Here is a 13762-nt window from a genome sequence, read left to right as displayed (position 1 = left end):
CTCGCTTACTTTACTTCCATTTGCGCAAAGCGCTCACGGATAATAGGACGAATCCACTCTGCTAACGCGGCGTTTGGCATCAAATCAATCAACTCATTAATAAAGCCAAAGTTAAGCATTACTTGCGCTTTTGAACGGCTTACACCGCGAGTCTGTAAGTAATACAAAGCCTGCTTATCAATCTGAGCAACCGTAGCACCATGGGCACATTTCACATCATCTGCGTAAATCTCTAACTCGGGCTTGGTGTTAATCTCGGCCTTATCAGATAACAGCAAATTGCGATTATTCAACTCTGCCAAGGTTTTCTGCGCATCACGGTGTATATGAATACGGCCATTAAATACAGCACGAGAACGATCCGCGACGATACAACGAACGTTTTCTTCTGTTTTACCATTTGGCATAGCGTGCTCAACCGTTGCATGAAGATCAAACAACTCTTTACCATCCAGCAAATACATGGCATTTAACTTAGCATCAGCAAACTCACCCGCATGAATAATGTCTGTATCCAAACGAGACAACTCACTACCGAAACCAACGATTGTACTGTTCATTTTCGCATGGTCATGCAAATTAAAGTGACTACCGCCAATAGCAACATTACTTCCTGTTTGCAGGGCAAAACGGTAATGCTCTAGACGCGCATTAGTGCCTACATTGTATTCAACAAACGCCGTATTAAAGCTATCGCCTTGCGCTTGAACATCTTCAATGACGGTTAATCGCGAACCCGCTGCCAAAGAAACCTGAACGCGTGTATGAGATTCCGCGCCTGGGCTCAACAAAGAACTAATTCGGATAGGTTGAATAATTTCAACACCTTCCGCAACAGACACAACGACAACATCTTGTGCTAGTGCATCGTTAACTAAACCAAAGATATGACGTTCTGGCTTAATCGTCGAAAACGTATTTAGTGCATCGGCTTGTTGTGCTGACTCCAAATCACCACCTAAGGCAATAGACAGACCTTCAGGCAAGGTATTGGCTAATTGAGCAGGATCAAACTGACCGTTTACAAACACCAATTCAATAGCAGATAAATCCGCAATAGCGACAGGCGATAAATCAACCTTGTCACTAATCATTTTAGCCGGTGTACGCTCTACTGGGCGAAGCGGCGTATAACGCCACGCTTCCGTTTTACGCGTTGGCCATTTAGTTTTTGCTAAAAGATCCAGCGCATGAGCACGTTTTGGCGCCAACCAATCATGAATACCTTGCGCTCGAGTAATGGCGCTTTCTAACCATTCACTCATGCCTTACCCCTCAAGTTCGTCTTCAGTCGGCTCTTTCTGCAGCCAAGCGTAGCCTTGAGCTTCTAACTCAAGAGCAAGGGAAGCATCGCCGCTTTTAACGATTTTACCGTCAGACAATACATGCACGAAGTCAGGCTTAATGTAATCCAAAAGACGCTGGTAATGCGTTACAACAATAAAACTACGATCAGCAGAACGCTGGCTGTTTACACCTTCAGCAACTACTTGCAAGGCATCGATATCCAAACCTGAATCGGTTTCATCTAGGATGCAAAGCTTTGGCTTAAGCAATAACATTTGCATTAGCTCATTACGCTTTTTCTCACCACCAGAGAATCCTTCGTTAACGCCACGCTTTAAGAAAGCCACAGGTAAGTTAACTTGTTTACAAGCCGCTTTTGCTTCTTTTAAGAAGTCAGCAGACGTAATAGCGTCTTCACCACGCGCTTCTCGTTGCGCATCAACTGATGCTTTTAAAAACTCTAAATTGCTTACACCAGGAATTTCGACTGGGTATTGGAATGCCAAGAATAAACCCGCGCGAGCGCGGTCTTCTGTTTCCATTTCTAGCAAATCTTCACCACCAAGCGTCACACTACCGCTTTCGACACTGTAACCATCACGGCCAGATAAAACATAGCCTAGGGTACTTTTACCAGCACCATTTGGGCCCATGATCGCGTGTACTTCACCCGGTTTGATATCTAGATCTAACCCTTTGATGATTTGTTTTTCTTCAACGCTGGCGTGCAAATCTTTTATCGTCAACAAACTGTTCGTGTTCGACATCTTTAATAATTCCTTAACCTACTGAGCCTTCAAGGCTTATTTCTAGTAACTTGCCAGCTTCAACAGCAAATTCCATTGGTAATTCTTTAAATACTTCCTTACAGAAGCCATTCACAATCATGGATACGGCTTTTTCAGGATCAAGACCACGCTGACGACATAAGAACATCTGCTCGTCGCTGACTTTAGACGTCGTTGCTTCGTGCTCCACAATAGCGGACGGATTACGGCTTTCCACATAAGGGAAAGTATGCGCACCACACTGATCTCCGATCAGCAAAGAATCACACTGAGTGAAGTTACGTGCGCCCTCAGCGCCTGGGTTCATACGAACAAGCCCACGGTAACTATTGTTACTTCGGCCTGCCGAAATACCTTTGGAGATAATGGTAGACTTGGTGTTTTTACCAAGATGAATCATTTTGGTCCCCGTGTCTGCTTGCTGACGACCACGCGTCAAAGCAACCGAGTAAAACTCACCAACACTGTTATCACCTTTCAAAATACAGCTTGGATACTTCCAAGTAACAGAAGAACCGGTCTCTACTTGCGTCCAAGAAATTTTAGCGTTGGTATGACAAATACCGCGCTTAGTTACAAAGTTATAAATGCCACCTTTGCCGTTTTCATCGCCTGGATACCAGTTCTGCACAGTTGAGTATTTAATCTCGGCATTATCCAACGCAACCAATTCAACAACCGCTGCATGCAACTGATTTTCATCACGTTGTGGTGCAGTGCAGCCTTCCAGATAACTGACGTGACTGCCTTCATCAGCAACAATCAAAGTACGCTCGAACTGACCAGTATTTTGCTCATTGATACGGAAATAAGTAGACAACTCCATTGGGCAGCGGGTGCCTTTAGGAATATAAACAAAAGAACCATCGGTAAAGACAGCGCAGTTCAAGGCTGCATAGTAGTTGTCTTTCTTAGGAACAACACTGCCGATGTATTTTTTAACAAGGTCTGGATACTTATGAACCGCTTCAGAAATTGGGCAAAAGATAACGCCCGCTTCTTCTAGTTTTTCACGGAATGTAGTCACAACAGAAACAGAATCAAATACCGCGTCAACTGCGATACCAGCTAACATTTGCTGCTCAATTAGAGGAATACCAAGTTTCTCATAAGTACGCAGTAATTCAGGGTCAACTTCATCCAAAGATTTAGGCTTATCCTTCATACTCTTTGGTGCCGAATAGTAAGAAATGGACTGGAAATCAATTTTTGGATAATCAACTAACGCCCACTCTGGCTCTTCCATTTCTAGCCATTCACGAAATGCGCCTAGACGCCATTCGAGCATCCATTCAGGCTCGCCTTTCATTCCTGAAATACGACGAATAACATCTTCATTCAAACCTGGCTCGAATGTTTCTGATTCTACATCAGACACAAAGCCCGCTTCGTATTCCCGTGCCAGCGCCTTATCTATCTGCTCAGTCATATAAAAACTCACTCAATTATAGCCACCAACGCACTGTCAATCAGTGCATCAAGCTCTACTAATTTATTCTCTATTTAATCAACAATCGCCGCGCTAATTTTGTCATTTTCAAAACTACGCTGTCGGCTTTCAAGTTCTTGCCGCTCTGCGACTTGGCGGACATCATTTCGGCGCACCAATTGATCTAGGCTAATTTGATTTAAAAAATCATGTATTTGATCGCTTAAATCACACCATAAATGATGTGTCAGACAAGTGTTGCCACTCTGGCAATCACTTCGCCCCTTACAACCTGTTGCGTCAACCGATTCATTTACCGCATCCACTATTTGCGCAACAAAAATATCATTATTTGAACGACTCAAACGATATCCTCCACCAGGCCCCCTGACACTATTTACTAGTGACCGCTTACGGAGCTTGGAGAACAATTGCTCAAGATAAGATAACGATATCCCTTGTCGGCTTGAAATATCAGACAAGGACACAGGCCCTTTATCTGAGTGTAATGCCAAATCAAGCATGGCGGTTACCGCATAACGACCTTTTGTTGTCAGACGCATAAGCCATCCAATTTAGATTATTCTGTGAGAACAAATAGTACACAAAACCTACTGTTTTGATCAAGTATTTACCTGACTATTTTGGTAGGTTATTACTCTTATAAAATAATAAGCGCGTATTTTACGTGCACTAAAGGAAAAACTAAACTGCCGAATAGGGATATCAAGGATATGCTGGTTATAATCAGACACTGTTACGAAGAAATACAAATAGAAGATTGCGGCGAAAGCCAATAAGCATAATGATGATTAGATGACTCAAAGTAGTATTTCAAACCTTGAAGAACAGCACTAAAGCAAACAGAGGAGAATAAGATGCCACCTAAAACTCAGGTCGATAGCACCGTAGTAGAGGCTCCCAAGAAAAAGCCAGTCATGCTAATTACTGCTTTTTTCTTATGCTTTATTTTTAGTGTTTTAGCGTCGTCAGGTGTGGCTTACATTCTGCTTAAACCATCACCAGAAAACGCAAAAGCTGCAGACACAATAACTGAGCAGGGTAATCTAATCGCCACCATGGAACGAACACTTGCCCAGCAAAGCTCCAAAATAAAAACCATAGAAGAACAAAGCGAAGTACTAAAACTCTACCTGAGACACAGCAGTTCGACAGCCTTGAAAAACATTTTGATCGACCAAGAACGCAACATTCAGGCCTACCTAAAAGTCATGAAGTCTGCTATGAAAGACCTTTCCGCGTTGAGCCCAAGGACCACAGATTGGAATAACGAATATCAATACCAGCTAGACCTAGCCCTAAAAGGCAGCATTGAAAGAGAAGACCTGCTCAAGATACTTAAAACTGGCGAACCAAATGAGAAAAGTCAGTAGCCAACAAAGCCACTTAATAAACAGGGATGAATCAATTGCCATTATCAACAATCAAAAATACGAGCATTTTAAAAGCGTACGATGCGATTAAAACCAGCTTTTGGTTTACCCCCTGTCTTATTTTATCCCTGACCATTTTGGGCTGTATATCTTTGCTGCTCATTGACTTGTACGCAGGCCTAGATTCATTACCTTGGCTGAATTCTTTATACCACGCCAACGCGGATATCACCCGAGATCTTCTTACTACCGTCGCGAGCAGTGTAATGACTGTAGTCAGTATCACATTTTCTATTACCATCGTAGCGCTTACTAACGCCTCATCGCAATTTGGACCAAGGTTAATTCGTAACTTTATGGAAGACTCAAGCACTCAAATCGTGCTTGGCGTGTTTATCTCTCTATTTGTTTATTGTCTAGTATTGGTTCGTATGACTGATGACTTTGCTGATGGCGCTTTCCTACCAGGGCTCACTATTGCTGGTGCGATAGCAATGACACTGTTTGGTATTCTTCTGCTCATTTATTTCATCCACCATGTTTCCCTCAATTTGCAATCTGACAGCGTCATCGACAATGTTTACAGCGAGCTACAATCTAGTATCGAACAAATTTTTAAACAACAAAAAGAGGAAGAAGCAGACTCTTCAACGGATAAAAAACAAGTTCAGACGACAAAACAAGCTGACAAAAAACATAAGCAATTTCAATTCCAGAGCAAATCTTGTGGCTATATTCAGGCTATCAACTACGCAGACATAACAAATGTAATAAGTAAGCTAGATGGACATCTAGATATTTTGGTGAACCCAGGAGACTTTATCGTAAACCGAATGGTTGTGATGACAAGTAACATTGAAAGGTTTTCGGAAGAAGACAAACAAACATTGCACGAGTGCTTTACTCTAGGGCCAAAACGAACACCAATACAAGACCCTGAATTTGCGGTTCATCAATTGGTTGAAATTGCTTTAAGAGCCCTTTCTCCTGGTATCAACGACCCATATTCAGCCATAGCCTGTATTGATAAACTCACCGCTGCGGTTTGTGATTTAACTCAAAAAAGCTTCCCTGAAGGCGCTACCTATGATGATAATGACATAGAGAGAGTGACTTACAAGACGACATCTTTCGAAAACTTGGCCAATATTGCCTTCAACCAAATCCGCCAATACTCTCAATCATGCTTGGCAGTGCAATTACGTCAATTGGAAGGGGTTATCCGTATTGCAGAACAAGCGAACCATTCAACACATTGGTCTTTCGTATACCACCAGAAGCTCATGCTCGAACACGGACTAGAGCAACAACAACTCGTCGATTTGGATAAAAAAGAAGTCTCTAGTCGGCTGCAAACCTTAACTAAGCTATTAGAAAAGGCTAAAACTCTAAAATCGTAAGCCACAAGGCAAACCATTACTCAGTAAGGCGAAGCGACAAACTAATCGGATAGTGGTCGGACGAGTAAACATCTGTATGTACATTCACATCAACCACATCCAGGCCGCGACAATAGATATGATCAAGATGACGTAGTAAGTGCCCCAACTTGGGCTGACGCGTAATCGGTACTTCTTTTAATAGACTGGACCTAGCCATCGCATCAAAATACGCCATTCGTTTACCATTCCAGGTATTAAAATCGCCAGCCAATAATATAGGTCCATGATGATGCTCAAATGCTTGGAAAGCTTGATTCAAATGCGCCCTAAATTTCTCGAAAGAGACAAAGTTGATCATGTGGGTATTAATGACCAGCAAAGAGGACTCAAGTAAAGAATCAGACACACTCGCTAACGGATACTCGGTCGCCAACACCATTTTTTTTGTGTTAGAAATAGGCTCACTATGTTCAGAGACCGAAAAAAAGTGTCTGCTTGCTTCAGCTCTTGATCCTGTTTTAACACCCGTTTCAACATTGGATTTTATGCTTTTAAAACTACTGGCCATAATCCATTGATGTTGTGAAGAATGATGAAAAAGACTATCAAAGGGCGAGTTCAAAATAGCCTCTTGAAGCAAAATTAAGTCTTTACCTTCAATAAGAGAAATGAAATCACCTTGCCAGCCCTTTCTTTTGCATTTGAATACGTTCCACAACAGGACGTTAATATCTGGTCCTATTACCTGTTTCGATGCACTCCCCATGACCTTTAATGACTCAACAGCGCTAAAACGTTTTTTCATCATAATAAATGGCCTTACAAATAGGGCGAAAATAATCGAAACAAGTTATTACGAATCTTCTTGTACATAGCCAGGTTTGCCATACCTGCTTCTAAAACTTGCTCAGAATTAAGCTTTTTAGATTCATACAATGCTGTAAGCTGAGAGTTAAGATCGCCATCAAAGCATTCGAGGTTGATTTCGAAATTAAATTCCAAGCTCCTCGCATCCCAATTCGTAGAACCTATAAACGACCATACATCATCTATAAGCACGATTTTACTGTGATCAAAAGGTCGTTTGTTTTTATAAATTTCTATACCATGTTCGATAATTCTTAGATAGTTGGCTTCCATTACCCAATCCACAAAAAGAATATTGCTTCGCTCGGGCACAATAATTTCAACAGAAACACCACGCAAAGCCGCAGCATGAAGAGACGTCATTAACGTTTGGTCAGGAATAAAATATGGAGTAATGATCCTAACACTCTTTTGCGCACAAACAAGGGCGTTCATTAGTGTCCAGCGTATTCTATTGTGATGTTCATCAGGCCCATCTTGAATCACTCGAGATACAACAGATGTCTTCTTTGGCTCAGTGATACCTGAATTATAAGAAGGGAATTTAATTAACTCGCCCGTTGCGAAAAACCAATCCTCGATAAAGACCTGACTAATCTGATCTATTACTGGACCAGCCACTTTAAAGTGAACATCATCAATTGGGTGCTTAGCCGATTTAACTAAGTTCCCTTTACTGATATTCATACCGCCGATATAAGCTTCTTGGCCATCTACGCAAAGTATTTTTCTATGGTTTCTTAGATTAATAAAGCGAATACCAGTCAAGGAAATAGCAGGCAAGAACTGAGCTGTTCTGACACCTCGTTTCTTTAATGCTCTATCAGATTTTCGCCAGCTATAGCCCACCCCTATTCCATCTAACAATACATACACAACCACACCTCGGTCTTTCGCTTGCGCCAGTGCAGTAACAAACTTCTGTCCTAATGAATCGTAATCAAATATATAACTTGATAGCACAATATGATGTTTTGCGCCTCGAATAGACTCAATCATTGCAGGGTAAGCGTTATCGCCATTAACCAACAACTCTATACTATTAGCATCAACATAGTTCACTGGATGAATCGTGTACCCAGCAATGATCGACGAATGCCAATGCTTAGGCTGTCCATGAAAATCAATACAATCCTCTTCATAACGAAAGTCTTGCTTTATTTTTTGAGGATGCTCTCTTTGAGCCAAGCGTTTAATACGATTTATGCCAAACAACCAGTAAAACAAGCTGCCTAATACAGGGGAGAAAACAACCAATCCGATCCAAGCAAGCGAAGTCCGGTCATTTTCTTTGTACAACAATACATGTAGAGATGCCATAACAGACAACCCGATATGCAAAACAACGATAATGGTTACCCAATAGAAGCTAACCCATTCGATCAGCGCTCCAAAAACTGGCATAAACTCCAACTCAGCTAATTTACTGAAAGCGTGATTATCTACATTAATGACAAGCTTTATCACGCAACTTATACTCGATACGTTACAGTATTAATCAACAAGATAAAGATATTTACACAAGGCTTACAGGGGCGGCTAACAAAAAGCTCAAGATATCAGTAATAATATTTGATGAAGAGAGTGACAGATCCATATTCTTAACCATCACTCTCTGAATATTTTCACATTACTATAAAGAACAAGCCAGCAGGGTTCCTTGCTTAATAGCTCGCTTAGCGTCCAACTCAGAAGCCACATCAGCCCCGCCGATAAAATGTACAGAGTGGCCAATTTCAGCTTCTAACAATCGATTTGGCTCTTGTCCCGCGCATACAACAATCGTATCGACATCAAGACAACGAGCTTCGCCATTTACCGTTAAATGTAGCCCTTCATCATCAATACGCTGATAATCACAGTCTGACAAAAAGACGACGCCTTTTTTTGACAATTCGGTACGATGAATCCAACCTGTTGTCTTACCTAAATTAGCACCTACCTTGCTTTTCTTACGTTGCAATAAAAAGATCTCTCGCTCTGATTTTACAAACACAGGCTTAACACCTTCCACGCCACCACGAGCAGAAAAACTCATATCAACGCCCCATTGAGACATAAAGTCGGAAATTTTTTGCTCTTTATGAGCTGTTGAATGAATTAAATACTCACTGATATCGAAACCAATGCCACCTGCACCAATAACAGCCACGCGCTTACCAACCGGTTTGCCATTCATTACATCTAAATAACTCAGTACTTTTTGATGCTCTACCCCTTCAATTTCAGGTGTTCTAGGCAAGATTCCCGTTGCCAGTACCACTTCATCAAAACTCTCTTTTTTTAGAAGTTCACCGTCCACTCGGGTATTCAGCTGAAGATTAACGCCTGTTAGTTCAACCTGACGAGCAAAATACCGCAAAGTTTCATAGAACTCACCTTTACCAGGGATTCGTTTGGCAATATTAAATTGCCCACCAACTTCATTACTTGCATCGTATAAAGTAACAATATGACCGCGCTTTGCTGACGTTGTTGCAAAAGCTAAACCAGCAGGACCAGCTCCTACCACAGCAATACGCTTAGGAGTGTCAACTGGTGTAATAACAATTTCTGTCTCATGACACGCTCTTGGGTTAACCAAGCAAGACGTCATTTTTTGATCAAATACATGATCTAAACAGGCTTGGTTACAAGCAATACAGGTATTAATTTCGTTTGCACGATTTTGCTCTGCTTTTACCACAAATTCAGGATCGGCAAGGAAAGGTCTCGCCATAGAGACAATATCCGCATCACCACGAGCCAGCACTTGCTCTGCCACGTCAGGCGTATTAATTCGGTTAGAAGTGACCAAAGGAACAGTCAAGGATTTACGGAGTTCTGCCGTTACCCAAGTAAATGCCGCTCGTGGCACTTTTGTAGCAATCGTCGGCACTCTCGCTTCGTGCCAACCAATCCCTGTACTAATGATACTTGCGCCTGCTTTTTCGATAGCAAGGCCAAGCTTCACCACTTCTTCAAGGTCACTACCTCCTTCGACAAGGTCCAACATAGACAACCGGTAGATAATAATAAAATCTCTGCCTACGGCGGCTCTGATTCGTCTTACGATGTCTGTCGGTAACTTAATTCGATGCTCGTATTCTCCGCCCCACTCATCCCCACGCTGGTTGGTTCGAGCGGCAATAAATTGATTAAGTAAATAACCTTCTGAGCCCATCACCTCAACACCGTCATAGCCCGCTTTCTTAGCTAAAACAGCAGCATTGATAAAATCAGCTATTTGCTTTTCAATACCTTCTGGCGTTAATGCCTCAGGCTTAAAAGGATTAATCGGCGCTTGTAACGCTGACGGCGCAACCAATTTAGGATTGTATCCATAACGACCCGTATGTAAGATCTGCATGCATATCTTGCCACCTTCGGCATGAACGGCATCAGTAATGATACGATGCTTTTCAACATCCTCTTCAGACGCCATTTTTGCAGCACCGGCATAAACAGCGCCTTCAGAGTTTGGCGCAATGCCGCCAGTCACAATCAGGCCAACTCCACCACGAGCACGTTCTGCATAGAAAACAGCCATTCGCTCAATTCCGCCTTTTATTTCCTCTAGGCCTAAATGCATAGACCCCATCAGCACTCGATTCTTTAACTGAGTAAAGCCTAGATCTAGTGGTTCAAATAAATTTGGATAAGTTGAATGGCTCATAATCATGACTCGCTTTGTTTATTGTTTTTTAGATTGCTGCTGCCCACAAGCAATTTAGACACTGTCAAGATAGGTTTTCATTTTGACATTGTCAAGATAGAAGTATTTAATCAGCCCATGTCGACATTAAAAACACAATATCACCACGGTGATCTCACTAAATCATTACTTGATTCCGCCGCTATTATTATCAAAGAGCAAGGCGTTGAGAGTCTTAGTATGCGTAAACTTGCAGACACCGTTGGTGTTTCAAGAACAGCGCCATATCATCATTTCAAAGATAAAAACGCACTACTTTGTGCACTGGCAGAGCAAGGTTTTCATGAGCAGGAAAGAATACTTAACTCTTTAAAATCCGAAAAACAGCAAGCCACTGAAACCTTCAAAAAATACGTTCATGCATATTTAGAGTACGCACTCCAATATAGCGAAACCTACGATCTTATGTATGGCAGAACATTGTGGAAAGCAGGCAACCCAAGCGACTCACTCAAAACTGCATCAAAACAAACCTTTAAAGCTTGGATCGATTGGGTGGAAGAGTTACAAGAGAAAAATATTCTTCCCAATAACAACACGCCACTCAGAATAGGACAAACAACTTGGGCTAGCCTTCACGGACTAGCCCGTCTGTTTATAGATGGAATCTACCTAGACAAGGAAGATTTGTCAGATATGGTTGAGCAAATGATTAAAAACCTCTGCTCAACCAGCACCTAAATTAGACCGAGTATTCGATAATAATTGCTCTTTACGTAATCGCCTAATGTCTCGGTGACTTAAATATAGCAATGGCAAAATAACGAACAATGAACCGATAAATACTCCTAAATCTGGAGTTTCACCAAAGATCCACCAACCAAGTAAAAAAGCGAAAATTAACCCTGAGTACTCGGCACTTGTCACTTTACTCGATTCCACATACCGATACCCAATCAGACAGGACACGCTGTATAAAATCGAACAAACCGAAGACAAAGCAGCAAACATTATATTCCCAAGATCAAACACTTCACCCTCCCAAAAAGCCAAGATACTCACCATTGGCAAAGCAAACATTTGCGTCACAAACAAACCATATAGCATGCTTTGCTCTTGGGGCAGTTTCTTAATCAATAAACTATTTACTGCTAAAACAATGGCGAAAAGGATCGCACTTATCATTGAAAAGGTAATTTCAGTCGGCCTTAAAATCACTAGAATTCCAATAAAGCCTAAAATAGCGGCAAGTAGCACATCTATACTTAGTCGTTCTTTGTAGAAAAAAGCACCAAACAGCATAATGAATATAGGCGCTGTATAAAATACTGCATTGGCTGTCGCTAATGGTAATTCCGCCAACGAAATAGTAAGCAAAACCCCAGCCAACACCCACATATTTCCTCGAATAAAGTGCAGCTTTAAACCCAAGGTTGCGGTTGATTTATCTGAGCTTAAATACTTGTGCACTGCGATAGGAAAAAGAAAAAGGCACATAAAAAAAGCACGAAAAAACGTAAATTGAAAAATCGCCACATCAACGTCTGCCATCTTAATAAAGACATCACACAAAGTTGCAAAAAAGCTTCCTAGGACAAGAATTAAAATAGCACTACTTACTGTACGACCAGACAAAATTTATCTCCTTAAGAGCACAGATTATTCGCACCAGCTTAATCAGTACAACACATTAGATAAAATGATATATTTTCGACTAGTATTAGTTATTTGGATAATAAACCATGCTTCCACCTCTAAAATCTCTTCCTGTCTTCGAAGCCGTCGCTAGATTAAACAGCTTTTCTCAGGCCGCCAGCGAGCTCAATGTAAGCCAAAGCGCAGTTTCTCATCAGATAAGGATTCTAGAAAATTACTTAGGAGAAAGCCTCTTCCATAGACAAGGAAGAAACCTAGAGCTAACAAAAGAAGGGAAACATTATTTAGACTCAATCAGCAACTCATTGCTGCAGATTGAAGAAGCGACGAACCATATTAAAGGACAACAGAAAACCAACATCAGACTGGCTGTATATAGTTCATTTGCTGTTTATTGGCTTATACCAAGACTTCCAGAACTGAAGCACTTGCATCCAAATTTAGAGCTTAGCATTGAAATGAGCCATGGCACGCCGGATCTTTCAGATCGAACAGCTGATTTTTTTATCACTACTGAAAAAGAAAAACGAGGTTTTCTATTTGAATCTCTCTATCAAGAAGAGCTATTTCCCGTTTGCAGCCAAAGCTATCTAGAGACGATTAAAAGTAAATTGAGCACAATAACCTACCAAGAGTTAGCGGATAAATTAAGTGTAACTCCAAACTCTTTGGCCCAATTCCCACTTATTACGTCATATAGCATCTACGATCGCCATACAGAAGACTGGAAACGCTGGTTTGCGAATTTAACTCTCGCACTTCCAGAGCACATTCAATTTCATCGATTCAGCCATCTCATGTTGGCTTACGAGGCTGCAAAACACTCTCTAGGGATTGCACTCGTGAATGACTACATGATGAGTGAAAGAGCCGATGAAACTACACTAATCAAATTACCCTGCAGTGCATTTAAAACGGGGGACAATTTTTATATAGCTTACAAAGAAAGCAGAAAAGATGAAGAAGCAATAAGGTCTTTAAGGAGCTGGTTAAAAAAAGAGGCTAAGAACCTTATTAACTTATAAATGCAAGGTAGCACAAACTTAGATAACACAACGTAGTTTCTTTTTAATTTCGACTTTGTCTAACTCATTTAGCCTAGACGAAAAAAAGCCCTGACAGCATAGCTATCAGGGCCTTCTTAATATAAAGCTTGATAATAGCCTACTATAACATGCGTATCTTTGATAAAAAGCCCCACTAGTGGGAGAGAGTGTTTTGATGTTCTTAAACGAAAAAACCCCACCCTGCTGAGCAGGATGGGGTTTCTCTTAATATAAAGCTTGACGACGACCTACTCTCACATGGGATCTCCCACACTACCA

Annotated in this window: 12 protein-coding genes; 4 read left to right on the top strand and 8 right to left on the bottom strand. The window is 41.4% G+C overall.

Annotation, left to right across the window (positions count from 1 at the left end; translation table 11 throughout):
• Positions 1-5: 5 nt before the first annotated feature.
• From sufD to iscR, 4 genes are all read right to left on the bottom strand, one after another.
• Positions 6-1265, bottom strand: a complete 1260-nt coding sequence (gene sufD / locus DFP77_RS07140) for a Fe-S cluster assembly protein SufD (RefSeq protein ID WP_114411595.1) — start codon at positions 1263-1265, stop codon at positions 6-8.
• Positions 1266-1268: 3 nt separating this feature from the next.
• Positions 1269-2054, bottom strand: a complete 786-nt coding sequence (gene sufC / locus DFP77_RS07135; RefSeq protein ID WP_114411594.1) for a Fe-S cluster assembly ATPase SufC — start codon at positions 2052-2054, stop codon at positions 1269-1271.
• 13 nt (positions 2055-2067) lie between these two features.
• Complete coding sequence (gene sufB / locus DFP77_RS07130; protein WP_114411593.1) at positions 2068-3504, bottom strand: Fe-S cluster assembly protein SufB; 1437 nt, start codon at positions 3502-3504, stop codon at positions 2068-2070.
• 74 nt (positions 3505-3578) lie between these two features.
• Positions 3579-4067 (bottom strand): Fe-S cluster assembly transcriptional regulator IscR, encoded by a 489-nt coding sequence (gene iscR, locus DFP77_RS07125; protein ID WP_114411592.1) that lies wholly within the window; start codon positions 4065-4067, stop codon positions 3579-3581.
• A 315-nt stretch (positions 4068-4382) separates the two neighbouring features.
• On the opposite strand from iscR, the gene DFP77_RS07120 reads away from it, so the two are divergent.
• Positions 4383-4898, top strand: coding sequence for a hypothetical protein (locus tag DFP77_RS07120; protein ID WP_114411591.1), 516 nt, complete (start codon positions 4383-4385; stop codon positions 4896-4898).
• Positions 4899-4933: 35 nt separating this feature from the next.
• Positions 4934-6298 carry a DUF2254 domain-containing protein gene (locus DFP77_RS07115; protein ID WP_181858511.1) on the top strand — a complete coding sequence of 455 codons (1365 nt, stop codon included), beginning with the start codon at positions 4934-4936 and terminating at the stop codon, positions 6296-6298.
• A 16-nt stretch (positions 6299-6314) separates the two neighbouring features.
• On the opposite strand, the gene DFP77_RS07110 is transcribed toward DFP77_RS07115, so the two are convergent.
• From DFP77_RS07110 to DFP77_RS07100, 3 genes are all read right to left on the bottom strand, one after another.
• Positions 6315-7088, bottom strand: a complete 774-nt coding sequence (locus tag DFP77_RS07110; protein ID WP_114411589.1) for an endonuclease/exonuclease/phosphatase family protein — start codon at positions 7086-7088, stop codon at positions 6315-6317.
• 11 nt (positions 7089-7099) lie between these two features.
• Entirely contained in the window at positions 7100-8614 is a 1515-nt protein-coding gene (locus DFP77_RS07105; protein WP_258861084.1) for a phospholipase D-like domain-containing protein, read from the bottom strand.
• A 166-nt stretch (positions 8615-8780) separates the two neighbouring features.
• The gene (locus tag DFP77_RS07100) at positions 8781-10802 is read right to left on the bottom strand and encodes an NADPH-dependent 2,4-dienoyl-CoA reductase (protein WP_114411686.1); all 2022 of its coding nucleotides are present in this window, start codon (positions 10800-10802) and stop codon (positions 8781-8783) included.
• On the opposite strand from DFP77_RS07100, the gene DFP77_RS07095 reads away from it, so the two are divergent.
• Positions 10794-11522: a TetR/AcrR family transcriptional regulator gene (locus DFP77_RS07095; protein WP_309477159.1), complete on the top strand. Its 729-nt coding sequence runs from the start codon at positions 10794-10796 to the stop codon at positions 11520-11522. The two genes, DFP77_RS07100 and DFP77_RS07095, sit on opposite strands and share 9 nt — an antisense overlap.
• On the opposite strand, the gene DFP77_RS07090 is transcribed toward DFP77_RS07095, so the two are convergent.
• A complete protein-coding gene (locus tag DFP77_RS07090; RefSeq protein WP_114411588.1) occupies positions 11508-12416 on the bottom strand; it encodes a DMT family transporter in 909 nt (302 codons plus the stop codon). The two genes, DFP77_RS07095 and DFP77_RS07090, sit on opposite strands and share 15 nt — an antisense overlap.
• Before the next feature lie 107 nt (positions 12417-12523).
• Here DFP77_RS07090 and DFP77_RS07085 point away from each other — a divergent pair, with 107 nt between their 5' ends.
• Positions 12524-13462 carry a LysR substrate-binding domain-containing protein gene (locus DFP77_RS07085; RefSeq protein ID WP_114411587.1) on the top strand — a complete coding sequence of 313 codons (939 nt, stop codon included), beginning with the start codon at positions 12524-12526 and terminating at the stop codon, positions 13460-13462.
• Positions 13463-13762 lie beyond the last annotated feature (300 nt).

The sequence above is a fragment of the Marinomonas foliarum genome (assembly GCF_003337275.1).
Taxonomy (GTDB): Bacteria; Pseudomonadota; Gammaproteobacteria; order Pseudomonadales; family Marinomonadaceae; genus Marinomonas; species Marinomonas foliarum.
The sequence above is the reverse complement of the archived record's forward strand: the minus strand, read 5'-3'. Positions and strand labels throughout refer to the sequence as shown.

Bases quoted from the DNA above. Each gene is read 5' to 3' on its own strand.
- sufD (WP_114411595.1), bottom strand. From the start codon at position 1,265: ATGAGTGAATGGTTAGAAAGCGCCATTACTCGAGCGCAAGGTATTCAT.
- sufC (WP_114411594.1), bottom strand. From the start codon at position 2,054: ATGTCGAACACGAACAGTTTGTTGACGATAAAAGATTTGCACGCCAGC.
- sufB (WP_114411593.1), bottom strand. From the start codon at position 3,504: ATGACTGAGCAGATAGATAAGGCGCTGGCACGGGAATACGAAGCGGGC.
- iscR (WP_114411592.1), bottom strand. From the start codon at position 4,067: ATGCGTCTGACAACAAAAGGTCGTTATGCGGTAACCGCCATGCTTGAT.
- DFP77_RS07120 (WP_114411591.1), top strand. From the start codon at position 4,383: ATGCCACCTAAAACTCAGGTCGATAGCACCGTAGTAGAGGCTCCCAAG.
- DFP77_RS07110 (WP_114411589.1), bottom strand. From the start codon at position 7,088: ATGATGAAAAAACGTTTTAGCGCTGTTGAGTCATTAAAGGTCATGGGG.
- DFP77_RS07095 (WP_309477159.1), top strand. From the start codon at position 10,794: ATGGCTCATAATCATGACTCGCTTTGTTTATTGTTTTTTAGATTGCTG.
- DFP77_RS07100 (WP_114411686.1), bottom strand. From the start codon at position 10,802: ATGAGCCATTCAACTTATCCAAATTTATTTGAACCACTAGATCTAGGC.
- DFP77_RS07085 (WP_114411587.1), top strand. From the start codon at position 12,524: ATGCTTCCACCTCTAAAATCTCTTCCTGTCTTCGAAGCCGTCGCTAGA.